Annotated in this window: 34 protein-coding genes; 3 read left to right on the forward strand and 31 right to left on the reverse strand. The window is 52.2% G+C overall.

Going from position 1 to position 22,132, the window contains the following annotated elements; translation table 11 throughout:
- Positions 1-10 precede the first annotated feature (10 nt).
- From rpsH to rpsJ, 16 genes are all read right to left on the reverse strand, one after another.
- On the reverse strand, positions 11-403 hold the full coding sequence (rpsH, locus tag HV355_RS09160; protein WP_006178918.1) for a 30S ribosomal protein S8: 393 nt from the start codon (positions 401-403) through the stop codon (positions 11-13).
- A gap of 30 nt (positions 404-433) precedes the next feature.
- Positions 434-739: a 30S ribosomal protein S14 gene (gene rpsN / locus HV355_RS09165; protein WP_003863291.1), complete on the reverse strand. Its 306-nt coding sequence runs from the start codon at positions 737-739 to the stop codon at positions 434-436.
- 14 nt (positions 740-753) lie between these two features.
- The gene (gene rplE / locus HV355_RS09170; RefSeq protein ID WP_001096206.1) at positions 754-1,293 is read right to left on the reverse strand and encodes a 50S ribosomal protein L5; all 540 of its coding nucleotides are present in this window, start codon (positions 1,291-1,293) and stop codon (positions 754-756) included.
- A gap of 14 nt (positions 1,294-1,307) precedes the next feature.
- Complete coding sequence (gene rplX, locus HV355_RS09175) at positions 1,308-1,622, reverse strand: 50S ribosomal protein L24 (protein WP_003863287.1); 315 nt, start codon at positions 1,620-1,622, stop codon at positions 1,308-1,310.
- A 10-nt stretch (positions 1,623-1,632) separates the two neighbouring features.
- Positions 1,633-2,004 (reverse strand): 50S ribosomal protein L14, encoded by a 372-nt coding sequence (rplN, locus tag HV355_RS09180; protein ID WP_004160583.1) that lies wholly within the window; start codon positions 2,002-2,004, stop codon positions 1,633-1,635.
- 166 nt (positions 2,005-2,170) lie between these two features.
- Positions 2,171-2,425: a 30S ribosomal protein S17 gene (gene rpsQ, locus HV355_RS09185; protein WP_008503489.1), complete on the reverse strand. Its 255-nt coding sequence runs from the start codon at positions 2,423-2,425 to the stop codon at positions 2,171-2,173.
- Positions 2,425-2,616, reverse strand: a complete 192-nt coding sequence (gene rpmC / locus HV355_RS09190; protein ID WP_003863282.1) for a 50S ribosomal protein L29 — start codon at positions 2,614-2,616, stop codon at positions 2,425-2,427. The genes rpsQ and rpmC overlap by 1 nt, the downstream gene beginning before the upstream one ends.
- Entirely contained in the window at positions 2,616-3,026 is a 411-nt protein-coding gene (gene rplP / locus HV355_RS09195) for a 50S ribosomal protein L16 (RefSeq protein ID WP_002919759.1), read from the reverse strand. Before rplP ends, rpmC begins: the two co-directional genes overlap by 1 nt.
- Positions 3,027-3,038: 12 nt before the next feature.
- Entirely contained in the window at positions 3,039-3,740 is a 702-nt protein-coding gene (gene rpsC, locus HV355_RS09200; protein ID WP_000529945.1) for a 30S ribosomal protein S3, read from the reverse strand.
- A gap of 17 nt (positions 3,741-3,757) precedes the next feature.
- The gene (rplV, locus tag HV355_RS09205; protein ID WP_002919773.1) at positions 3,758-4,090 is read right to left on the reverse strand and encodes a 50S ribosomal protein L22; all 333 of its coding nucleotides are present in this window, start codon (positions 4,088-4,090) and stop codon (positions 3,758-3,760) included.
- 14 nt (positions 4,091-4,104) lie between these two features.
- Complete coding sequence (gene rpsS / locus HV355_RS09210) at positions 4,105-4,383, reverse strand: 30S ribosomal protein S19 (RefSeq protein WP_001138117.1); 279 nt, start codon at positions 4,381-4,383, stop codon at positions 4,105-4,107.
- A gap of 16 nt (positions 4,384-4,399) precedes the next feature.
- Positions 4,400-5,221: a 50S ribosomal protein L2 gene (gene rplB / locus HV355_RS09215; protein ID WP_008457150.1), complete on the reverse strand. Its 822-nt coding sequence runs from the start codon at positions 5,219-5,221 to the stop codon at positions 4,400-4,402.
- 17 nt (positions 5,222-5,238) lie between these two features.
- Positions 5,239-5,541, reverse strand: a complete 303-nt coding sequence (gene rplW, locus HV355_RS09220) for a 50S ribosomal protein L23 (protein WP_000617546.1) — start codon at positions 5,539-5,541, stop codon at positions 5,239-5,241.
- The gene (gene rplD / locus HV355_RS09225) at positions 5,538-6,143 is read right to left on the reverse strand and encodes a 50S ribosomal protein L4 (RefSeq protein ID WP_003031119.1); all 606 of its coding nucleotides are present in this window, start codon (positions 6,141-6,143) and stop codon (positions 5,538-5,540) included. The genes rplW and rplD overlap by 4 nt, the downstream gene beginning before the upstream one ends.
- Positions 6,144-6,153: 10 nt before the next feature.
- Positions 6,154-6,783 (reverse strand): 50S ribosomal protein L3, encoded by a 630-nt coding sequence (gene rplC / locus HV355_RS09230; protein WP_042714858.1) that lies wholly within the window; start codon positions 6,781-6,783, stop codon positions 6,154-6,156.
- Positions 6,784-6,815: 32 nt separating this feature from the next.
- Entirely contained in the window at positions 6,816-7,127 is a 312-nt protein-coding gene (rpsJ, locus tag HV355_RS09235; protein WP_001181005.1) for a 30S ribosomal protein S10, read from the reverse strand.
- Between the two features lie 380 nt (positions 7,128-7,507).
- Here rpsJ and HV355_RS09240 point away from each other — a divergent pair, with 380 nt between their 5' ends.
- Positions 7,508-7,981 (forward strand): A24 family peptidase, encoded by a 474-nt coding sequence (locus HV355_RS09240; RefSeq protein WP_182401673.1) that lies wholly within the window; start codon positions 7,508-7,510, stop codon positions 7,979-7,981.
- Here HV355_RS09240 and bfr read toward each other — a convergent pair.
- From bfr to fkpA, 11 genes are all read right to left on the reverse strand, one after another.
- Entirely contained in the window at positions 7,965-8,441 is a 477-nt protein-coding gene (gene bfr / locus HV355_RS09245) for a bacterioferritin (protein WP_089600728.1), read from the reverse strand. The two genes, HV355_RS09240 and bfr, sit on opposite strands and share 17 nt — an antisense overlap.
- 72 nt (positions 8,442-8,513) lie before the next feature.
- Complete coding sequence (gene bfd / locus HV355_RS09250; RefSeq protein ID WP_003863268.1) at positions 8,514-8,708, reverse strand: bacterioferritin-associated ferredoxin; 195 nt, start codon at positions 8,706-8,708, stop codon at positions 8,514-8,516.
- Between the two features lie 179 nt (positions 8,709-8,887).
- Positions 8,888-10,072 carry an elongation factor Tu gene (gene tuf / locus HV355_RS09255; RefSeq protein WP_014068448.1) on the reverse strand — a complete coding sequence of 395 codons (1,185 nt, stop codon included), beginning with the start codon at positions 10,070-10,072 and terminating at the stop codon, positions 8,888-8,890.
- 69 nt (positions 10,073-10,141) lie between these two features.
- Positions 10,142-12,256: an elongation factor G gene (gene fusA / locus HV355_RS09260; protein ID WP_010436278.1), complete on the reverse strand. Its 2,115-nt coding sequence runs from the start codon at positions 12,254-12,256 to the stop codon at positions 10,142-10,144.
- Between the two features lie 96 nt (positions 12,257-12,352).
- Entirely contained in the window at positions 12,353-12,823 is a 471-nt protein-coding gene (gene rpsG, locus HV355_RS09265) for a 30S ribosomal protein S7 (protein WP_003861706.1), read from the reverse strand.
- Between the two features lie 96 nt (positions 12,824-12,919).
- On the reverse strand, positions 12,920-13,294 hold the full coding sequence (rpsL, locus tag HV355_RS09270) for a 30S ribosomal protein S12 (protein WP_000246815.1): 375 nt from the start codon (positions 13,292-13,294) through the stop codon (positions 12,920-12,922).
- A gap of 124 nt (positions 13,295-13,418) precedes the next feature.
- Positions 13,419-13,706: a sulfurtransferase complex subunit TusB gene (gene tusB / locus HV355_RS09275; protein ID WP_182401675.1), complete on the reverse strand. Its 288-nt coding sequence runs from the start codon at positions 13,704-13,706 to the stop codon at positions 13,419-13,421.
- Positions 13,707-13,713: 7 nt separating this feature from the next.
- Positions 13,714-14,073, reverse strand: a complete 360-nt coding sequence (tusC, locus tag HV355_RS09280; RefSeq protein ID WP_108417738.1) for a sulfurtransferase complex subunit TusC — start codon at positions 14,071-14,073, stop codon at positions 13,714-13,716.
- Positions 14,073-14,459 carry a sulfurtransferase complex subunit TusD gene (gene tusD / locus HV355_RS09285; protein WP_029485212.1) on the reverse strand — a complete coding sequence of 129 codons (387 nt, stop codon included), beginning with the start codon at positions 14,457-14,459 and terminating at the stop codon, positions 14,073-14,075. The genes tusC and tusD overlap by 1 nt, the downstream gene beginning before the upstream one ends.
- Positions 14,459-15,181, reverse strand: coding sequence for a transcriptional regulator (locus HV355_RS09290; protein ID WP_023333674.1), 723 nt, complete (start codon positions 15,179-15,181; stop codon positions 14,459-14,461). The genes tusD and HV355_RS09290 overlap by 1 nt, the downstream gene beginning before the upstream one ends.
- 168 nt (positions 15,182-15,349) lie before the next feature.
- Complete coding sequence (fkpA, locus tag HV355_RS09295) at positions 15,350-16,168, reverse strand: FKBP-type peptidyl-prolyl cis-trans isomerase (protein ID WP_010436293.1); 819 nt, start codon at positions 16,166-16,168, stop codon at positions 15,350-15,352.
- A gap of 238 nt (positions 16,169-16,406) precedes the next feature.
- Here fkpA and HV355_RS09300 point away from each other — a divergent pair, with 238 nt between their 5' ends.
- The gene (locus HV355_RS09300; protein ID WP_010436296.1) at positions 16,407-16,625 is read left to right on the forward strand and encodes a protein SlyX; all 219 of its coding nucleotides are present in this window, start codon (positions 16,407-16,409) and stop codon (positions 16,623-16,625) included.
- 197 nt (positions 16,626-16,822) lie between these two features.
- Here HV355_RS09300 and slyD read toward each other — a convergent pair whose 3' ends face one another.
- The 4 genes from slyD to kefG form a co-directional block, all read right to left on the reverse strand.
- Positions 16,823-17,413 carry a peptidylprolyl isomerase gene (slyD, locus tag HV355_RS09305; RefSeq protein WP_089598586.1) on the reverse strand — a complete coding sequence of 197 codons (591 nt, stop codon included), beginning with the start codon at positions 17,411-17,413 and terminating at the stop codon, positions 16,823-16,825.
- A 94-nt stretch (positions 17,414-17,507) separates the two neighbouring features.
- Positions 17,508-17,708, reverse strand: coding sequence for a YheV family putative zinc ribbon protein (locus tag HV355_RS09310; RefSeq protein ID WP_010436300.1), 201 nt, complete (start codon positions 17,706-17,708; stop codon positions 17,508-17,510).
- A 13-nt stretch (positions 17,709-17,721) separates the two neighbouring features.
- The gene (gene kefB / locus HV355_RS09315; RefSeq protein WP_120159470.1) at positions 17,722-19,527 is read right to left on the reverse strand and encodes a glutathione-regulated potassium-efflux system protein KefB; all 1,806 of its coding nucleotides are present in this window, start codon (positions 19,525-19,527) and stop codon (positions 17,722-17,724) included.
- Complete coding sequence (gene kefG, locus HV355_RS09320) at positions 19,527-20,081, reverse strand: glutathione-regulated potassium-efflux system ancillary protein KefG (RefSeq protein WP_085928927.1); 555 nt, start codon at positions 20,079-20,081, stop codon at positions 19,527-19,529. The genes kefB and kefG overlap by 1 nt, the downstream gene beginning before the upstream one ends.
- Before the next feature lie 135 nt (positions 20,082-20,216).
- On the opposite strand from kefG, the gene HV355_RS09325 reads away from it, so the two are divergent.
- Positions 20,217-22,121 (forward strand): ABC transporter ATP-binding protein, encoded by a 1,905-nt coding sequence (locus HV355_RS09325; RefSeq protein WP_148401260.1) that lies wholly within the window; start codon positions 20,217-20,219, stop codon positions 22,119-22,121.
- The last annotated feature ends 11 nt before the right edge of the window (positions 22,122-22,132 follow it).

Genomic DNA, 22,132 nt, shown 5'->3' on the forward strand with positions numbered 1-22,132 from the left:
TTTCCTCCGATTAGGCTACGTAGCAGATAATTTCGCCACCAAGACCAGCCTGGCGCGCTGCACGATCAGTCATAACACCTTTTGAGGTAGAAACAACTGCGATACCAAGGCCAGCCATAACTTTCGGCAGCTCATCTTTTTTCTTATAGATGCGCAGACCTGGGCGGCTGACACGCTGAATGCTTTCTACAACAGCTTTACCCTGGAAATACTTGAGAGTAAGTTCCAGTTCCGGCTTGGTGTCGCCTTCAACTTTAAAATCTTCGATAAAACCTTCTTCCTTCAGCACGTTGGCAATTGCCACTTTCAGCTTGGCGGAAGGCATGGTGACCGCAACTTTGTTCGCGGCCTGACCGTTACGGATACGGGTCAGCATATCCGCGATCGGATCTTGCATGCTCATCTGTCTTTACTCCCGTGATTCAATTGGTAATTACCAGCTAGCCTTTTTCAAGCCTGGTACTTCACCGCGCATGGCGGCTTCACGCAGTTTGATACGGCTCAACCCAAACTTGCCCACATAACCATGTGGACGACCTGTTTGACGACAGCGGTTACGCTGACGAGACGGGCTGGAATCACGCGGCAGAGACTGCAGCTTGAGAACCGCATTCCAACGATCTTCGTCGGAAGCGTTCACATCAGAAATGATCGCTTTCAGTTCAGCGCGTTTAGCGAAGAATTTATCAGCTAAAGCTACGCGCTTTACTTCGCGTGCTTTCATTGATTGCTTAGCCATTCAGTAACCCTACCTTACTTGCGGAACGGGAAGTCAAAGGCAGCCAGCAGAGCACGGCCTTCTTCGTCAGATTTCGCAGTAGTGGTAATGGTAATATCCAAACCACGCACGCGGTCGACTTTATCGTAGTCGATTTCTGGGAAGATGATCTGCTCACGGACACCCATGCTGTAGTTACCACGACCGTCGAAAGACTTAGCGGACAAGCCACGGAAGTCACGGATACGTGGAACAGCAATAGTGATCAGGCGCTCAAAGAACTCCCACATGCGTTCGCCACGCAGAGTTACTTTACAGCCGATCGGATAGCCCTGACGGATTTTGAAGCCTGCAACAGATTTGCGTGCTTTGGTGATCAGCGGTTTTTGACCGGAGATTGCTGTCAGGTCAGCTGCTGCGTTATCCAGCAGTTTCTTGTCAGCGATCGCTTCACCAACACCCATGTTCAGGGTGATCTTCTCGACCCGAGGGACTTGCATGACAGAATTGTAGTTAAACTCAGTCATGAGTTTGTTAACTACTTCGTCTTTGTAGTAATCATGCAGTTTCGCCATCGTACTACTCCAAATTACTTGATAGTTTCGCTGTTAGACTTGAAGAAACGGACTTTTTTGCCGTCTTCGAATCTAAAGCCTACACGGTCAGCCTTGCCGGTAGCCGCATTGAAGATTGCAACGTTAGAAACCTGAATAGCAGCTTCTTTTTCAACGATGCCACCTGGTTGGTTCAGGGCCGGAACCGGCTTCTGATGTTTCTTAACCAGGTTGATACCTTCAACGACAAGTTTGCCGGAAGACAGAACATTTTTTACTTTACCGCGTTTACCTTTATCTTTACCGGTTAACACGATAACTTCGTCATCACGACGGATTTTCGCTGCCATGATTCGCTCCTTAGAGTACTTCTGGTGCCAGAGAGATAATTTTCATGAACTTTTCAGTACGAAGTTCACGAGTTACCGGCCCAAAGATACGCGTGCCGATAGGCTGCTCGCTGTTATTGTTTAAAATAACGCATGCATTACCATCGAAGCGAATGACAGAACCGTCAGGGCGACGAACACCCTTCCTGGTGCGCACCACTACCGCTTTCAGCACATCACCTTTTTTGACCTTACCACGTGGAATTGCTTCCTTGATGGTGATCTTGATGATGTCGCCTACGCCTGCGTAGCGACGGTGCGAGCCACCCAGAACCTTGATACACATTACGCGACGTGCACCGGAGTTGTCGGCGACGTTCAGCATAGTCTGTTCTTGGATCATTTCAGTGCTCCGCTAATGTCAACTACTACCTGAGACTCTAAAATCAGAGCCGTTAAAAAGCCCCATATCGAGGGCGCGGCATTATAACACCGCTTCTACAATATGGGTAGAAAAAATAAACGGCTCATCGCTGAGCCGTTTATTCGTATTGAGAATGCGTACTGTATTACAGAACCGCTTTCTCTACAACGCGAACCAGCGTCCAGGACTTAGTCTTGGACAGTGGACGGCATTCACGGATTTCAACCTTGTCGCCGATACCACATTCGTTGTTCTCGTCATGTACGTGCAGTTTGGTCGTACGTTTGATGAATTTACCGTAGATCGGGTGTTTCACAATACGTTCGATAGCTACAACAATGGATTTCTCCATTTTGTCGCTAACAACACGACCTTGCAGAGTACGGATTTTATCGGTCATTACGCACCCGCCTTCTGAGTCAGTAAAGTCTTAACGCGTGCAACATTGCGACGCACTTGCTTCAGCAGGTGAGTCTGTTGCAGCTGGCCACTTGCAGCCTGCATACGCAGGTTGAACTGCTCACGCAGCAGGTTCAGCAGCTCAGCGTTCAGCTCTTCAACGCTTTTTTCACGCAGCTCTTTTGCTTTCATTACATCACCGTCTTAGTTACAAAGGTGGTTTTGATAGGCAGTTTCGCTGCTGCCAGGCCGAAGGCTTCACGGGCCAGCTCTTCCGGAACACCGTCCATTTCATAAAGGACTTTGCCCGGTTGGATCAAGGCAACCCAGTACTCCACGTTACCTTTACCTTTACCCATACGAACTTCCAGTGGCTTCTCGGTGATCGGTTTGTCCGGGAATACACGGATCCAGATCTTACCTTGACGCTTAACTGCACGGGTCATTGCACGACGTGCTGCTTCGATCTGACGTGCAGTCAGACGACCACGGCCAACAGCTTTCAGACCGAAAGTGCCGAAGCTAACATCCGTACCCTGCGCCAGACCACGGTTGCGGCCTTTGTGCACTTTACGGAATTTTGTACGCTTTGGTTGTAACATCAGCGACGCTCCTTATTTACGGCCTTTACGCTGCTGCTTTTTAGGTTGAGCAGCCGGTTTTTCCGGTTGTTCAACAGCAGCCATACCACCCAGGATCTCACCTTTGAAGATCCATACCTTAACGCCGATTACACCGTAAGTGGTGTGCGCTTCAGAGGTGTTGTAGTCAATGTCAGCACGCAGAGTGTGCAGCGGTACGCGACCTTCGCGGTACCATTCGGTACGTGCGATTTCCGCGCCGCCCAGACGGCCGCTAACTTCAACTTTGATACCTTTAGCGCCCAGACGCATTGCGTTCTGTACAGCACGCTTCATAGCACGACGGAACATAACGCGACGTTCCAGCTGTGAAGTGATGCTGTCAGCAACCAATTTAGCGTCCAGTTCAGGCTTACGAACTTCAGCGATATTGATCTGTGCAGGAACGCCAGCGATATCCGCTACGACCTTGCGCAGTTTTTCTACGTCTTCGCCTTTCTTACCGATAACGATGCCAGGACGAGCAGTGTGAATAGTCACACGGATGCTCTTAGCTGGACGCTCGATAACGATACGAGATACAGACGCTTTAGCCAGTTCCTTAGTCAGGTACTGACGTACTTTAAAATCGCTGTCCAGGTTGTCAGCGAATTCTTTGGTGTTCGCAAACCAGGTAGAGTTCCATGGTTTTACAATACCCAGGCGAATACCATTAGGATGTACTTTCTGACCCATTGCTAGTCTCCAGAGTCTCAGCGATCGGACACAACCACAGTAATGTGGCTGGTGCGCTTCAGGATGCGATCTGCACGACCTTTCGCACGCGGCATAATGCGCTTCATGCTTGGGCCTTCATCTACGAAAATTTTCGCGACTTTCAGATCGTCGATGTCAGCGCCATCGTTGTGTTCAGCGTTAGCAATGGCAGATTCCAGTACTTTCTTGACCAATACCGCAGCTTTCTTGTTGGTATAGGTCAGGATGTCCAGGGCCTGCGACACTTTCTTACCGCGAATCAGGTCAGCAACAAGGCGAACCTTCTGTGCAGAAGAACGAGCATGGCGATGTTGAGCTAAAGTTTCCATCTCTTCCTCCTACCTTATTTCTTCTTCGCTTTTTTATCAGCAGCGTGGCCGCGATAAGTACGAGTCGGTGCGAATTCACCCAGTTTGTGACCAACCATTTCGTCGGTAACAAAGACTGGAACGTGCTGACGACCATTATGGACAGCGATGGTCAAACCGATCATGTTAGGAAAGATCGTTGAACGACGGGACCAAGTGCGCAGGGGCTTCTTGTCTCCGCTTTCCACCGCTTTCTCTACCTTCTTCAGCAAGTGCAGGTCAATAAAAGGACCTTTCTTGAGAGAACGTGGCATGGCTTATCCTCTAAAATTATTTGCTACGGCGACGTACGATAAATTTATCAGTACGCTTGTTGCTGCGGGTCTTCTTACCTTTGGTCTGAACGCCCCACGGAGATACCGGGTGCTTACCAAAGTTACGACCTTCACCACCACCATGTGGGTGGTCGACTGGGTTCATCGCAGTACCGCGAACGGTAGGACGAACACCACGCCAGCGTGCAGCACCTGCTTTACCCAGAACGCGCAGCATATGCTCAGCATTGCCAACTTCGCCCAGAGTAGCGCGGCAGTCTGCTTCGACTTTACGCATTTCACCAGAACGCAGACGCAGGGTGACATAAGCACCGTCGCGCGCAACGATCTGAACGTAAGTACCAGCGGAACGTGCCAGCTGACCGCCTTTACCTGGTTTCATTTCTACGTTATGAACGGTAGAACCAACCGGGATATTGCGCATCGGCAGGGTGTTACCTGCTTTGATTGCAGCATCAACGCCAGACTGAATCTGGTCACCAGCTTTCAGGCCTTTAGGGGCCAGGATGTAACGGCGTTCGCCATCTTTGTACAGAACCAGCGCGATGTTCGCGGAACGGTTCGGATCGTACTCAAGACGCTCAACAACTGCTGGGATACCGTCTTTGTTGCGTTTGAAGTCAACAATACGATAAGCCTGCTTGTGGCCACCACCGATGTGACGAGTGGTGATACGGCCATTGTTGTTACGACCACCGGATTTGCTGTTTTTTTCCAGCAACGGAGCAAAAGGTTTGCCCTTGTGCAGCTCAGGGTTAACCACTTTAACTACGTGGCGACGACCCGGAGATGTCGGTTTACATTTAACAACTGCCATTGTATTACTCCTCCGACTTACTCAGCGCCGCCAACGAAGTCCAGATTCTGGCCTTCTTTCAGGGTGACGTAAGCTTTTTTCCAGTCGCTACGACGACCGATACGCTGTCCGTGACGTTTAACTTTCCCTTTAACAACCAGGGTGTTAACGACTTCGACTTCGACTTCAAACAGTTTCTGCACAGCAGCTTTGATTTCTGCTTTGGTCGCGTCTTTAGCAACTTTGAGAACGATGGTGTTTGTTTTTTCCATCGCAGTAGACGCTTTTTCAGAAACGTGCGGTGCGCGAAGCACCTTCAGCAGACGTTCTTCACGAATCATGCCAGCATCTCCTCAACTTGCTTAACAGCATCAGCAGTCATTACGACTTTGTCGAAGGCGATCAGGCTAACCGGGTCGATACCAGTCGCATCGCGTACGTCAACCTTGTGCAGGTTACGTGCGGCCAGGAACAGGTTCTCGTCCAGCTCACCGGTGATGATCAGCACATCTTCCAGAGCCATGTCTTTCAGTTTCTGTGCCAGCAGCTTAGTTTTAGGCGCTTCTACAGAGAATGATTCGACAACGATCAGACGATCCTGACGTACCAGTTCGGACAGGATGCTTTTCAGCGCGCCGCGGTACATCTTTTTGTTAACTTTTTGACTGTGGTCCTGTGGACGCGCAGCGAAGGTCACGCCACCTGAACGCCAGATCGGGCTCTTGATAGAACCTGAACGCGCACGGCCGGTACCTTTCTGGCGCCATGGCTTTTTGCCAGAACCAGTTACTTCAGCACGAGTCTTCTGAGCACGAGTACCCTGACGAGCACCAGCTGCATAAGCAACAACAACCTGGTGAACCAGCGCTTCGTTGAAATCACGACCGAAGGTAGTTTCGGAAACAGTCAGCGCGCTCTGCGCGTCTTTCAATACTAATTCCATTGCTATCCCCTTACGCCTTCACAGCTGGTTTAACGATCAGGTCGCTACCGGTTGCACCCGGAACTGCACCTTTAACCAGCAGCAGGTTGCGCTCAGCGTCAACACGTACTACGTCCAGGCTCTGAACGGTTACACGTTCGTTACCCAGCTGACCTGCCATTTTCTTGCCTTTGAACACTTTGCCCGGAGTCTGGTTCTGACCGATAGAACCCGGAACGCGGTGAGACAAGGAGTTACCGTGAGTAGCGTCCTGGGTACGGAAGTTCCAGCGCTTAACGGTACCAGCAAAACCTTTACCTTTAGAGGTACCGGTTACGTCAACTTTTTTAACGTCAGCAAACAGCTCAACGCTAATGTCTTGACCTACGGTGAACTCTTCGCCTTCAGCAAGACGGAATTCCCACAGACCACGGCCAGCTTCAACGCCAGCTTTAGCGAAGTGACCCGCTTCTGGTTTGGTTACACGGTTAGCTTTTTTAGCACCAGTGGTCACCTGAACAGCGCGGTAGCCATCGTTAGCCAGATCTTTGATCTGAGTAACGCGGTTTGCTTCAACTTCGATTACGGTTACTGGGATAGAAACGCCATCTTCTGTGAAGATGCGGGTCATACCCACTTTTTTACCGACTAAACCAATCATTGTATCAACCTCTCAATCGCTCGATGACCTGATCAACCCAGGCTGATCTGCACGTCTACACCGGCAGCCAGATCCAGACGCATCAGAGCATCAACGGTTTTCTCAGTTGGCTCAACGATGTCAACCAGACGCTTGTGAGTGCGGATTTCGTACTGATCACGCGCGTCTTTGTTGACGTGCGGGGAGATCAGAACGGTGAAGCGCTCTTTGCGGGTCGGCAGCGGGATCGGACCACGGACTTGCGCACCAGTGCGCTTAGCAGTCTCGACGATTTCCGCGGTTGATTGATCGATCAGACGATGATCAAACGCTTTAAGGCGGATACGGATTCTTTGGTTCTGCATGAGACCAGAGCTCCAATTATTTTATAAACGAAAATGATTACTCCTCAAACCCATTACGATTGATGGGAGAGTGTAACCGTTCTTACGTAGCTCCCCAATTGGGAGCATTGTTGAGTAACAAAATGAGTTACTCCGGTTCAGTTCGAACCAGCCGTCAATTACGACAAGCCCGCGCATTATACGTAAATCAGAGAAAGACGCAAGTGCCGTTTAGAAATTAAGCGCTAAAGGCGCGGTATGCGTAAGGACTCGCAACTTTTTAAGCAATGTATCCCTTCTCGAATCTTTGTCTGGAGCCCCTACGCAATTGTGGTTTTTGTAGATTGTCGGACAGGCCGATTATAACGAGGATGCGCTCAAACCCTGTTGAGGCCTTTTCCATGTTAACTACCCTCCCCTTTCTGCTGTTCTATTTTTCGCTGACTGCCTTTCTTGTCTATGGAGATATCCGCTGCGGCCTGCTTCCCGATAAATTTCTCTGCCCACTGCTGTGGGTGGGCCTGCTCTTTCAGCTCTGTATCCATCCTGATTTTTTGCCGAGTGCGGTGGTGGGTGCGATGGCAGGATATGTCGGCTTTGCCGTTATTTACTGGGGCTATCGGTTTATCTTTAGGCGCGAAGGGATGGGCTATGGCGATGTTAAATATCTGGCAGCGCTGGGCGCCTGGCATGGCTGGTGCGTATTACCGCTGCTGGCGTTGGTCGCCGCGCTGATGGCACTTTTGTGTCTTCTCATCCTCTCTTTAGTGCACCCTGATAAACAGACATTAAAAAACCCACTGCCTTTTGGGCCATTTCTGGCGGCAGCGGGTTTATGCGTTGGCTGGGAAAACCTGATTAGCTTTCCACTTTGATCTGCGACTGAAGGTAGTTCTGTAGGCCAATTTTGGTAATGAGATCCAGTTCAGTCTCCAGCCAATCAATATGGCCTTCTTCATCGGCGAGGATCTGGATCATCATGTCACGACTAACATAATCATGGACGCTGTCAGCATAGGCGATGGCTTCACGAAGATCTCTTGCGCCTTCGAGTTCCAGTCTGAGATCGGAACGCAGCATCTCCTCAACATCTTCACCAATGCCCAGTTTGCCAAGATCCTGCAAGTTTGGAATGCCTTCGAGGAATAAAATACGCTCAATATATTTATCGGCGTGCTTCATCTCATCGATGGACTCATGGTATTCAACATCATTGAGGCGAGTCAGTCCCCAGTTTTTGAACATTCTTGCATGGAGAAAATACTGATTGATTGCGACAAGCTCATTTCCCAATAATTTATTGAGATAACTTATGATTTTAACATCACCTTTCATTATATAGTCCCTCCGCTTCCACTCATTGAAGCGTAGATCGGGCTACAAGGATGTCAAAAAAAAGATACGGGCTTACGCGATCTCTTTGAATTCCGGGATCTGCATCAATTCGTCCTGCATAATCTCACGCGCTGCGCGAACGCATTTACCGCATTGATTTCCCACCGGAACAAACTTGCGAAGCTGCTGGAATGACTGTGGCTGAAACTGGCGAACGGCCTGACGTATTTTTTTGTCACTCACACCATTACATAAACAAACGTACATAAAAACTCCCGTTCAAAATATGCGCAAAGTGTAAGTGAGAATGGTTATGATTACAATAGCACAAACGCCGGGATGCGAGACGGAAGCAGGCAAAAAATGCGAAAATTTGTGACAGGTTCAAAAAGCCAGAAAACAAAAAAGGACGCCGAAGCGTCCTTTTTTCATTCAGGGATAATTAATTAGCCCAGAACTTTAGCAACAACGCCCGCGCCAACGGTACGGCCGCCTTCACGGATTGCGAAACGCAGACCGTCGTCCATCGCGATTGGGTGGATCAGAGTCACAACCATCTTGATGTTGTCGCCAGGCATTACCATCTCAACGCCTTCTGGCAGTTCGATGGTACCGGTCACATCAGTTGTACGGAAGTAGAACTGTGGACGGTAGCCTTTGAAGAACGGAGTATGACGGCCGCCTTCGTCTTTGGACAGGATGTACACTTCAGATTCGAACTTGGTGTGTGGCTTGATTGAGCCTGGCTTCGCCAGAACCTGACCACGTTCGATTTCTTCACGTTTGATACCACGCAGCAGAACACCAACGTTCTCACCAGCACGGCCTTCGTCCAGCAGTTTGCGGAACATTTCAACGCCAGTACAGGTAGACTTAGCAGTCTCTTTGATACCAACGATTTCAACTTCTTCACCAACTTTGATGATACCGCGCTCTACACGACCGGTAACAACGGTACCACGACCGGAGATGGAGAATACGTCTTCGATTGGCAGCAGGAATGGCTTGTCAATCGCACGCTCTGGTTCTGGGATGTAAGAATCCAGGAAGCCAGCCAGTTCGATGATTTTTGCTTCCCACTCTGCTTCGCCTTCCAGCGCTTTCAGCGCGGAACCACGAACGATTGGGGTATCGTCGCCTGGGAAATCGTACTGAGACAGCAGTTCACGAACTTCCATCTCTACCAGTTCCAGCAGCTCTTCGTCATCAACCATGTCGCATTTGTTCAGGAACACGATGATGAAAGGAACGCCTACCTGACGACCCAGCAGGATGTGCTCACGAGTCTGAGGCATTGGGCCGTCAGTCGCAGCAACAACCAGGATCGCGCCGTCCATCTGCGCAGCACCGGTGATCATGTTTTTAACATAGTCGGCGTGGCCTGGGCAGTCTACGTGTGCGTAGTGGCGAGTCGGGGTGTCGTATTCAACGTGGGAAGTGTTGATGGTGATACCACGAGCTTTTTCTTCTGGTGCGTTATCGATCTGGTCGAATGCACGAGCAGAACCACCGTAGGTTTTAGCCAGAACGGTAGTGATTGCAGCAGTCAGGGTAGTTTTACCATGGTCAACGTGGCCGATAGTACCAACGTTGACGTGCGGTTTTGTACGTTCAAATTTTTCTTTAGACACGGCTATATTCCTTACTATAGTGCTCTCCCCTTTGGAGAGAGCACGGGACTTAGGTTTTAATCCTGTGGATTACTTACCACGGGCTTCAATAACGGCCTGAGCAACGTTGTTAGGCGCATCATCATACTTCAGGAATTCCATAGTGTATGATGCACGACCTTTGGTCAGAGAACGCAGCTGAGTTGCATATCCGAACATTTCAGACAGCGGAACTTCAGCGTGGATCTTAACGCCAGTTACTTCAGATTCCTGACCACGCAGCATACCGCGACGACGGCTCAAGTCACCGATAACGTCACCGGTGTTCTCTTCAGGAGTTTCTACTTCAACCTTCATGATCGGCTCAAGCAGAACTGGTTTTGCTTTCTTAAAGCCTTCTTTAAAGGCAATAGACGCAGCCAGTTTAAACGCCAGTTCAGAGGAGTCAACGTCATGGTAAGAACCGAAGTGCAGACGAACACCCATGTCAACAACTGGATAGCCAGCCAGAGGGCCCGCTTTCAGCTGCTCCTGGATGCCTTTATCAACGGCTGGGATGTATTCGCCAGGAATTACACCACCTTTGATGTCGTTGATGAACTCGTAACCTTTAGGGTTAGAGCCCGGCTCCAGTGGGTACATGTCGATCACAACGTGACCGTACTGACCGCGACCACCAGACTGCTTAGCGTGTTTACCTTCAACATCGGTAACTTTCGCACGAATCGCTTCGCGGTAAGCAACCTGAGGTTTACCCACGTTCGCTTCAACGTTGAATTCACGCTTCATACGGTCAACGATGATGTCCAGGTGCAGCTCACCCATACCAGCGATGATAGTCTGGTTAGATTCTTCATCAGTCCATACGCGGAATGATGGGTCTTCTTTCGCCAGACGGCCCAGAGCCAGACCCATTTTTTCCTGGTCAGCTTTGGTTTTTGGTTCAACCGCGATGGAGATTACCGGCTCAGGGAATTCCATACGCTCCAGAATGATCGGGTGATCTGGGTTACACAGGGTGTCACCAGTAGTCACGTCTTTCAGACCGATAGCTGCAGCGATGTCGCCCGCACGAACTTCTTTGATCTCTTCACGTTTGTTAGCGTGCATCTGTACGATACGGCCAAAACGCTCACGCGCCGCTTTCACGGAGTTCAGGATGGTGTCACCGGAGTTAACCACACCAGAGTAAACGCGGAAGAAGGTCAGGTTACCCACGAATGGGTCGGTAGCAATTTTGAACGCCAGTGCAGAGAACGGCTCGTCATCACTTGCGTGACGCTCAGCCGGAGTATCTTTACCGTCGTCCAGGATACCGTTGATCGCAGGTACGTCAACTGGGGATGGCAGGTAGTCAACTACCGCATCCAGCATCGCCTGAACACCTTTGTTCTTGAACGCAGAACCACAGGTTACCAGGATGATTTCGTTGTTCAGAACGCGCTGACGCAGAGCTTTCTTGATCTCTTCTTCAGTCAGTTCTTCACCACCCAGGTATTTCTCCATCAGCTCTTCAGAAGCTTCAGCAGCGGACTCGATCAGGTTCTGGTGCCATTCGTCAGCCAGGTCCTGCATGTCTGCTGGGATATCTTCGTAAGTGAAGGTAACGCCTGCGTCTTCTTCGTTCCAGTTGATGGCTTTCATTTTCACCAGGTCGATAACACCGGTGAAACCTTCTTCAGCACCAATTGCCAGCTGCAGCGGAACAGGGTTCGCGCCCAGACGGGTTTTGATCTGACCAACAACTTTCAGGAAGTTAGCACCCATACGGTCCATTTTGTTAACGAACGCGATGCGTGGAACTTTATATTTGTTCGCCTGACGCCATACGGTTTCAGACTGTGGCTGAACACCACCAACTGCGCAATAAACCATTACCGCGCCGTCAAGAACACGCATGGAACGTTCTACTTCGATGGTGAAGTCAACGTGGCCTGGGGTGTCGATGATGTTTACACGATGCGGTTCGTACTGCTTAGCCATACCTGACCAGAATGCAGTAGTCGCTGCGGAGGTGATAGTAATACCACGCTCCTGCTCCTGTTCCATCCAGTCCATGGTGGCTGCGCCGTCATGAACTTCACCGATTTTGTGGTTTACACCGGTGTAGAACAGAATACGTTCGGTAGTAGTGGTCTTACCGGCGTCGATGTGCGCACTGATACCGATGTTACGGTAGCGTGCGATGGGTGTTGTACGAGCCATTTGATTCCTCGTTTGTTTCTTTAGGCGTTCAGTTAAGTTACCCAGAGCGGGCGGCTTCTCTGAAGCGCCCGCCTGGTGACTAATACTCCGAAGGGATTACCAACGGTAGTGTGCGAACGCCTTGTTGGCTTCTGCCATACGGTGAACGTCTTCACGTTTCTTAACTGCAGTACCTTTGTTTTCTGCAGCATCAGAAAGTTCGTTCGCCAGACGCAGAGCCATGGATTTATCACCGCGTTTACGAGCAGCTTCAACGATCCAACGCATTGCCAGAGCATTACGACGAACCGGACGAACTTCAACTGGAACCTGATAAGTAGAACCACCAACGCGGCGGGACTTAACTTCTACAGTTGGGCGAACGTTGTCGAGAGCGACTTCGAAAGCTTCCAGTTCATTTTTACCAGAACGCTGAGCCAGGGTCTCAAGCGCGCTGTATACGATTGCTTCTGCAGTAGATTTTTTACCATCTACCATCAGGATATTTACAAATTTTGCCAGCAGTTCTGATCCGAATTTCGGATCTGGAAGGATTTTACGCTGACCAATGACGCGACGACGTGGCATGGGAATACTCCGTTGTTAATTCAGGATTGTCCAAAACTCAAAGAGTTTAGTGTGACATTAAGATAAATCAGTTTGGCCTTACTTAACGGAGAACCATTAAGCCTTAGGACGCTTCACGCCGTACTTGGAGCGAGCCTGCTTACGGTCTTTAACACCTGAGCAGTCGAGCGCACCACGAACGGTGTGGTAACGAACACCCGGAAGGTCTTTAACACGACCGCCACGGATCAGGATCACGGAGTGCTCCTGCAGGTTGTGACCTTCACCACCGATGTAGGAAGTCACTTCGAAACCGTTAGTCAAACGCACACGGCATACTTTACGCAGTGCGGAGTTTGGTTTTTTAGGAGTGGTGGTATATACACGAGTACATACGCCACGTTTCTGCGGGCAGGCTTCCAGTGCAGGCACGTTGCTTTTTGCAACTTTGCGTGCACGTGGTTTGCGTACCAGCTGGTTAACTGTTGCCATTAAATAGCTCCTGGTTTTAGCTTTTGCTTCGTAAACACGTAATAAATCGACCTCATACAATATGAGGACGCGAAATTTTAGGGCTACGTCGAAAAGGTGTCAAGAAATATACAGCGATCTCAAATCACCAGTTCATTTGACTGGGGTGTGTCACAGTAAGATTGACGAAATCAGTATAGCCAACCACGTCAATTTTGGCTGAAATTTGACCAGTAAGACCTCGCGCTTCAAGATCGTCTTTCAGCGCAGAGATGGATATGGGGGCACTGCTGAGGATTTCAACGAACTGACTACCATCAAGCGCCGCAAGCACACCGTCCTGAATCAGCAGCAAATCATCCTCTTCGCGCAACATGCTCAGTAACGCGTCGATATCACATTGCCACGGGGAATGGCTCAGGGTGTGCAGCATGTCAGCCTCAGAAAGTCAGAACAGTATCATATTGAGAGAGTTGTTCGCGCAGCGCACCCGCGGGGAGGAGCGTGACATCCAACACGAAAGGCGTCTTGTCATTGAGACCGCGCGCAGCCAAAGAGTCAGCACACACGTAGAAGGTTTCAATGTCGTAAAGCGGTAAAACTTTGAAGGTAGCGATGTAGTCCCGCGCCAGAATTGCCTGCGGTTGCTGGCCCGCCAGCAGCTGGAATACGCCGTCTCCCAGAAAGAATACGCCAATATCTTCGGTTAATGCGGAGGTTGCAAGCAACGCGTCCAGCCCTTCTCTGCCAGACGCACTCCCATGGGGAGCAGACGAAAAAACAAACGCGACACGCTTCATTAAAACTGCACCACTCTGTCGCAGGTTAGCGCGGCCTGGGCCAGTGCCCCCAGGCCACTCAACGAAAAACCGGGCTGAAGGTTAGCCCCTGGCAAGCCGAGACGCTCTGCTTCGGCCGCATCCGTCACGCCGCGACGCAATGCCGCTGCCACGCAGATATGCAGCTCAACGCCCTGCTTTTCGTTTAATGCCTGCCAGGCGCGGACAAGGTCAAATTCATCGCTCGCCGGTGACGTAAACTGGTTCGCGTTATAGACCCCTTCCCGATAGAAGAAGACGCTCGCCAGTTCGTGTCCAGCCTCAAGTAGCGCATGGGCAAACTGCAGCGCGCTGCTGGCCTGCTGAGTACCATACGCCGGGCCTGTCACCATTAACGCAAAACGCATTACTTGTCTTGCCCCAGGAAATCGCCGCTTTTGAACTGGCGAATGTAGAGGTAAACCGTGTGCTTGGAGATATTCAGACGATCGGCCACCTGGTTAATGGCGTCTTTGATGTCAAAAATCCCTTTCTCGTAGAGGTTCAGTACGATCTGACGGTTCTTGGCGTTGTTCGATACGTTGCGGTCGGCATTCACCTCTTCAATGGTGAACTCCAGCGTCTGGGTCACCAGATCCTCAACAGAGGAGGCAAAATTCACAGAAGAGCCCACATCTGGGGTTTCTGGTGGGATAAAGGTACTCATGATTTGCGAGAACGGTACATCAAGGTTCATGTTGATGCACAGCAAACCGATGACACGATGGTCACGGTTTCGAATGGCGATAGTTTCTGATTTCATCAACACACCGCTTTTGGCGCGGGTGAAGTAACATTTGGAGACGCTGCTGTCCGCGCCGGTCATGTCATGCAACATACGCAATGCAAGGTCGGTGATTGGCGAACCAATTTTACGGCCAGTATGTTCACCATTCGCAATGCGGATGGCGGAACACTTCAGATCTTGCAGGGAGTGCAATACGATTTCGCAGTGGGAGCCAATGAGCATCGCTAACCCGTCCACCACCGCCTCGTAGGATTTCAGAATATCGAAGTCGGTCTGGTCAAAAGGACGTTGATCCAGCAAATCGAGTTCACTGGTTTCGTTGGTTAAAAGCGACCTGGACATGAAAAAAACACTCCTTTTCAGGAGCCTGTCGTTAGGTTTTCAGGGCAGGCTCATTATCTACACGGACAACTAAATTAATACAGCGTGTATAGCGCTTTCCAGTGTTAATTATATCTGCCCTACAATAAAAAAAACCGCCGCCTCAAAGGCGGCGGTTTTTTTTCAGCATTACTTCTTAGCAGCAGCGGCTTTATCGTCAGCCGGAGCATCTGCCTTGGCATCCGCTTTAGGTGCCGGTTTGATGTCCAGCAGTTCTACGTCAAAGACCAGCGTAGAGTTCGCTGGGATACCCGGAACACCGGTTTTGCCGTAAGCCAGATCCGGTGGGATGACCATCTTGATCTTGCCGCCTTTCTTGATGTTCTTCAGGCCTTCGGTCCAGCCCGGGATCACACCGTCCAGACGGAAGGAAAGAGGCTCACCACGGGTGTAAGAGTTGTCGAACTCTTTACCGTCGATCAACGTACCTTTGTAGTTAACCACAACGGTGTCGCTGTCTTTAGGCGCATCACCGGTACCTTCTTTCTCAACTTTGTACACCAGGCCAGTAGAGGAGGTTTTTACACCTTTTTCTTTAGCAAAGGTATCGCGGTAGGCTTTGCCTTTCGCTTCGTTGTCTTTGGCATCTGCTTCCATTTTGGTCTGAGCAGCACCTTTCACACGCGCTTCAAACGCCTGCAGAGTCTGTTCGATTTCCTGGTCAGACAGTTTGCTCTTATCTGCAAACGCATCCTGAACACCCGCGATCAGCTGAGCTTTGTCCAGTTTGATGCCCAGTTTCTCTTGCTCTTTCAGAGAGTTTTCCATGTAACGACCCAGAGATGCGCCAAGTGCGTAGGCGGATTTCTGGTCGTCATTTTTGAACGCCGCTTTGCTGTCTGCAGTTGCAGCAGGCTTCGCTGCAGTGTCAGCAGCGAAAGACAGCGGTGCATTCAGTGCGACAGCCATTGTCGTCGCCAGCAGCGTTACTTTGAACAGTGATTTCATCCATATCTCCAGGGCCTGGGGACTCTCACCCCAGCATTAAACGTAAATGAGTGACGTACTATAAATCGTTGCGGAAGAAATCTACAGACAGACTCTCCCGATTCTCGTCTCTTTTCAGACTATTTTTGTTTAAATAAGTTTCTTGCCAAAGGGATGGATACTGCACTTGAGGATAAACTCAGTTAAACTTCGCCGCCGCAGGCCCATTATGGCGAGTGTGAAATTGACGAGGTGAACCATGAAGGACACATTGATTGAAGCGAGACTGGCTGAGCTGGAAAGCCGACTGGCTTTTCAGGACATCACCATCGAAGAACTTAACCAGACCGTGACCGCCCATGAACTTGAAATGGCAAAGCTGCGCGATCTGATGCGCCTGCTCACTGAAAAAGTGAAGGCAACGCAGTCGTCGCACATCGCCTCTCAGTCAGAAGAGACGCCACCACCTCATTATTGAGGCGTAAAAAAAGCGGGATATCCCCGCTTTTTTTGTGCCCGGTGGCGCGAAGCTTACCGGGCCTACATGTCAAATACCCTATGGATTTCGAGTCGCAGGAAGGCGGCAAGCTTGAAAATCCCCGAGAGCATAGATAACTATGTGACCGGGGTTTGAAAGCGCAGCCAACGCACCAGCGGCTTGAAAGACGACGGGTATTAGTGGCAGCCGCAGCCGCCGTTGCCGCAACCACCTTTACCGTGGTCGTGACCATGGTCGTGATCGTGGCCGTGACCACCGCAGCAGCCATCGTGGCCGTGATCGTGGTCATGGTCGTGACCGTGTGCACCGTGAACGTGGCCATGAGCCAGTTCTTCTTCGGTTGCTTCACGGATCGCAACAACTTCTACGTTGAATTTCAGGTTCTGGCCAGCCAGCATGTGGTTGCCGTCAACCACAACGTGGTCGTCTTCAACTTCAGTGATTTCAACCGGCACCGGGCCCTGGTCGGTTTCCGCCAGGAAGCGCATGCCAACCTGCAGTTCGTCAACGCCCATGAACACGTCTTTAGGAACGCGCTGAACCAGGTTGTCGTCATATTGACCATAAGCGTCGTTCGCGCCTACAGCAACGTCGAATTTGTCGCCAACGTCATGACCTTCCAGCGCTGTTTCCAGGCCAGAAATCAGGGAGCCGTGACCATGCAGGTAGTCCAGCGGCGCACTCACCGGAGACTCATCAACCAACACACCGTCTTCTGTACGTACCTGATAGGCCAGGCTGACCACCAGGTCTTTTGCTACTTTCATGATATCTCCTGAGCGTGGGAAAATTGCTGGCGCAGATTGTAGCGGAAATCTGCACCCGTGTACCCTTTAGCTTAAAAAAACTCAGGGCATATCGCTAGTCCGGATGAAAAATGCCGATCACTTGCTCTTCTTTGCGAACGTGATCGCGGGCCTCTTTATCAGCCTCACGCATCTGGTGACCGCACTTAACACACTCAACTACATCAATATTATTTTCACGCCACATAGCCAAAGTATCTTGCGCCTGGCAGGTCGGGCATTTTGCCCCCGCGATAAAGCGTTTACGTACAGCCATCTTTCGTTACCCTTTATTCAAATTCGTCCCAGCCGTCCAGTTGGCGTCGTTCCTGTTGCATCTCTCTCTGGAAGATCTCCTCCAGCTCGCGACGCGCTTCCCGCACGCGGGAGATTTGCGCCGTATCGGTATGGACCGGCATCAGCTCGCGCAGCATCCGCATATCCAGCCGGCGGAAGTGCATCTGGGCGCGCTGTGCCTGATGCGGATGCATGCCGAGCGAGATCAGCGCCTTACGGCCCAACTCCAGCGCACTGGAGAATGTCTCACGGGAGAAGTGTTTCACACCCGCCTGCAACAATTCGTGAGCTTCAACACGTCCCCGCGCACGCGCCAGAATATGCAGATGCGGGAAATGCTGCTGACACAGCTCCACCAGCTTCATTGTATCCTCCGGATCGTTGCAGGTAATCACGATGGACTCTGCCGCTTCCGCCCCCGCCGAGCGCAGCAGCTCGAGCTGGGTCGCGTCGCCGTAGTAAACCTTATAGCCATATTTGCGCATCAGATTGACCGCGCTGATATCGCGCTCCAGTACCGTGATGCGCATTTTGTTCGCCATCAGCAAACGCCCAATCACCTGTCCGAAACGGCCAAAACCCACGACGATAACCTGTGGCTTATCATCTTCCACCCAGGGCGCTTCATCTTCATCATCAGCCGGGTTAAACCGGCGCGACAGCAGTTTATCCACCAGCTTCATCAGCAGCGGCGTGGTCATCATCGACAGCGTGACCGTCACCAGCAGCAGCGCCATCTGGTCATCTTTGAAGAGTTTTTGGGAAGATGCGGTAGAGAACAGCACAAACGCGAACTCTCCTCCCTGGCTTAGCACGCTGGCAAACTGCATGCGTTCCGAGCTACGCAGCCCGTAAATACGGGCCAGTACGTAGAGCACCAGCATTTTCACCGCCACCAGCACCGCCACGCTCACGGCCACCCACAGCAGATGGGTATAAAGCACGCCAAGGTTCAGCGCCATGCCGACCGAAATAAAGAACAGCCCTAACAGCAGCCCCTTAAACGGATCGATGGCAATTTCCAGTTCGTGACGATATTCGCTCTCCGCCAGCAGCACCCCGGCAATGAACGTCCCCAGCGCCATCGACAGCCCCAGCGCATCCATAAACAGCGCAGAGCCAAGCACCAGCAGCAGCGTCGCGGCGGTAAACACTTCACGAACGCCCGAGGCGGCAATAAAGCGGAACACCGGACGCAGTAAGAAACGCCCGCCAATCAGCATCCCCGCGAAGGCCAGCACCTTCATGGAGATTTTTACCCAGTCAAAATGATCGTCACCGGATCCTGCCAGCAGCGGCACCAGCGCCAGCGCCGGGATGACGGCCAAATCCTGAAACAGCAGCACCGAAAAGCCCAGCTGTCCGGCTTCGTTGCGGTTCATCCCTTTGTCGCGCATCAACTGCAGCGCCATCGCCGTGGAGGACATCGCGAGCCCAATCCCGCCGATCACCGCCGCCTGCCAGGAAAACTGCGTCAGCATGAGCAGCCCGCCCAGAATCGCGGCGCTAAACAGCACCTGTGCCGCCCCCACGCCGAAGATGGAGCGGCGAAGCTGCCACAGCTTGGACGGGTTCAGTTCAAGGCCGATGATGAACATCAGGAACACGACGCCCAGCTCGGAGAAATGGAGGATCTCATCCACATCGCTGATGAATCCCAGCCCCCAGGGGCCGATGGCGATCCCCGCCAACAAATACCCCAGGACTGCACCGATACCGATACGTGCCGCAAGCGGCACCGCAACAACCGCCGCAAATAAAAACAGCACCCCGGCGAGGAGTAAATTCGATCCTTCCATCAACGACCTCCTGCCGGAATCGGTGAGGCCAGCCATTCACCGTAGGCTCTGGCGTGGCTCGCCAGCTCTTGTGGCTGCTGGCGTCGCGCCCAGTAGACAATAATCGGGCTCATCCAGTGCATACGGCACATTGCCGCCGTCAGCTCGAAGGGCCGCAGGATATCGCTCATGGGATAGCGGTTCAGCCCGTCGTGACGGTAAGCGCTTTCTGGCTCACCGGTCGTAATGACGCTACGCCAGTACTTTCCCGCCAGCTGGTTTCCCCCCACCCCGCTGGAGAAGCCCCGGCTCAGCACGCGGTCCAGCCACTCTTTCAGCAGCGCCGGACAGCTATAGGTATAAAGCGGATGCTGGAACACAATGACGTCATGCTGACGCAGCAGTTCCTGCTCGTAAGGAATATCAATAAAGAAATCAGGATAGTGCGCGTAGAGATCGTGCACCGTCACGTTGCTGAGCTGTGTAGCCGGCTTAAGCAGCACCCGGTTCGCCACCGAGTCCTGAGATTCCGGATGGGCATACAGCAGCAGCACCTTTGCTGTCTGAGACATCATTCCCCTCCCGGTCTTGTTTCTGTTTTTGTGTATCGTCGTTGTTTTGGGCTACCATGGCGGCCCGGTGGGGAAAATGGCCCACACCTTACATTATCATAATGACAAATTAACATAGTCGGAACATACGGCGCTTCTATGATTGTTTTCTCCTCGTTACAAATTCGTCGCGGCGTGCGCGTTCTGCTGGATAACGCCACTGCTACCATCAACCCGGGCCAAAAAGTGGGTCTGGTCGGCAAAAACGGCTGCGGTAAATCCACCCTGCTGGCGTTGCTGAAAAACGAGATTAGCGCGGATGGCGGTAACTTTACCTTCCCGGGGAACTGGCAGCTTGCCTGGGTAAACCAGGAGACGCCTGCGCTGAGTGAGCCGGCGCTCGACTATGTTATCGACGGCGACCGTGAATACCGCAAGCTCGAGGCAGAACTCAACGCCGCGAACGAGCGCAACGACGGTCACGCCATCGCCACCGTTCACGGCAAGCTGGACGCCATCGACGCCTGGACCATTCGCTCCCGCGCCTCCAGCCTGCTGCATGGCCTGGGCTTCAGCAATGAACAGCTGGAACGCCCGGTCAGCGACTTCTCGGGCGGCTGGCGCATGCGCCTCAACCTGGCGCAGGCGCTGATCTGCCGCTCTGACCTGCTGCTGCTCGATGAACCGACCAACCACCTCGATCTTGATGCCGTTATTTGGCTGGAGAAGTGGCTGAAGAGCTATCAGGGCACTCTGATTCTGATCTCCCACGACCGCGACTTCCTCGACCCGGTGGTGGATAAAATCATTCACATCGAACAGCAAACGATGTTCGAGTACACCGGCAACTACAGCTCCTTCGAGCGCCAGCGCGCGACGCGCCTTGCCCAGCAGCAGTCCATGTACGAAAGCCAGCAGCAGCGCGTGGCGCACCTGCAGAGCTTTGTGGATCGCTTCAAGGCCAAAGCCTCAAAAGCCAAGCAGGCCCAGAGCCGCATCAAGATGCTGGAGCGCATGGAGATGATTGCCCCGGCGCACGTGGATAACCCGTTCCACTTCAGCTTCCGCGAGCCTGAAAGCCTGCCGAACCCGCTGCTGAAGATGGAGAAGGTCAGCGCGGGCTATGCCGAGCGCATTATCCTCGATTCCATCAAGCTCAACCTGGTGCCGGGTTCGCGCATTGGCCTGCTGGGGCGTAACGGCGCCGGTAAATCGACGCTGATCAAACTGCTGGCGGGCGAGCTTAACCCGATCAGCGGTGAAATCGGCCTGGCGAAGGGCATCAAGCTGGGCTACTTCGCCCAGCATCAGCTGGAATTTTTACGCGCGGATGAATCGCCGATTCAACACCTGGCGCGTCTGGCGCCGCAGGAGATGGAGCAAAAGCTGCGCGACTACCTCGGCGGCTTCGGCTTCCAGGGCGATAAGGTGACGGAAAACACCGAGCGCTTCTCCGGGGGTGAAAAAGCCCGTCTGGTGCTGGCGCTGATCGTCTGGCAGCGCCCGAACCTGCTGCTGCTCGATGAACCGACCAACCACCTGGATCTCGACATGCGTCAGGCGCTGACCGAAGCGCTGATCGAGTTCGAAGGCGCGCTGGTTGTGGTTTCGCACGACCGCCACCTGATCCGCTCTACCACGGACGATCTCTACCTGGTGCACGGCGGCAAAGTCGAACCGTTCGACGGCGATCTGGAGGACTACCAGCAGTGGCTGACGGACGTGCAGAAGCAGGAGAACCAGCCGGAAGAGTCAGCGAAAGACAACGCCAACAGCGCGCAGTCGCGTAAAGACCAGAAGCGCCGTGAAGCGGAGCTGCGCACCCAGACGCAGCCGCTGCGTAAAGAGATTGCCCGTCTTGAAAAAGAGATGGAAAAGCTCAACGCCACGCTGGCTACCGTTGAAGAGAAGCTGGGCGACAGCGAGCTGTACGACCAAAGCCGCAAAGCGGAACTGACCGACTGTCTGCAAACCCAGGCGAAAACCAAATCCAGCCTCGAAGAGTGCGAAATGGCGTGGCTGGACGCGCAGGAACAGCTGGAAGCCATGCTTCAGGCCGACTAAACCATCGGGAG

The organism is Enterobacter sp. RHBSTW-01064 (genome assembly GCF_014103035.1).
Classification (GTDB): Bacteria; Pseudomonadota; Gammaproteobacteria; order Enterobacterales; family Enterobacteriaceae; genus Enterobacter; species Enterobacter mori.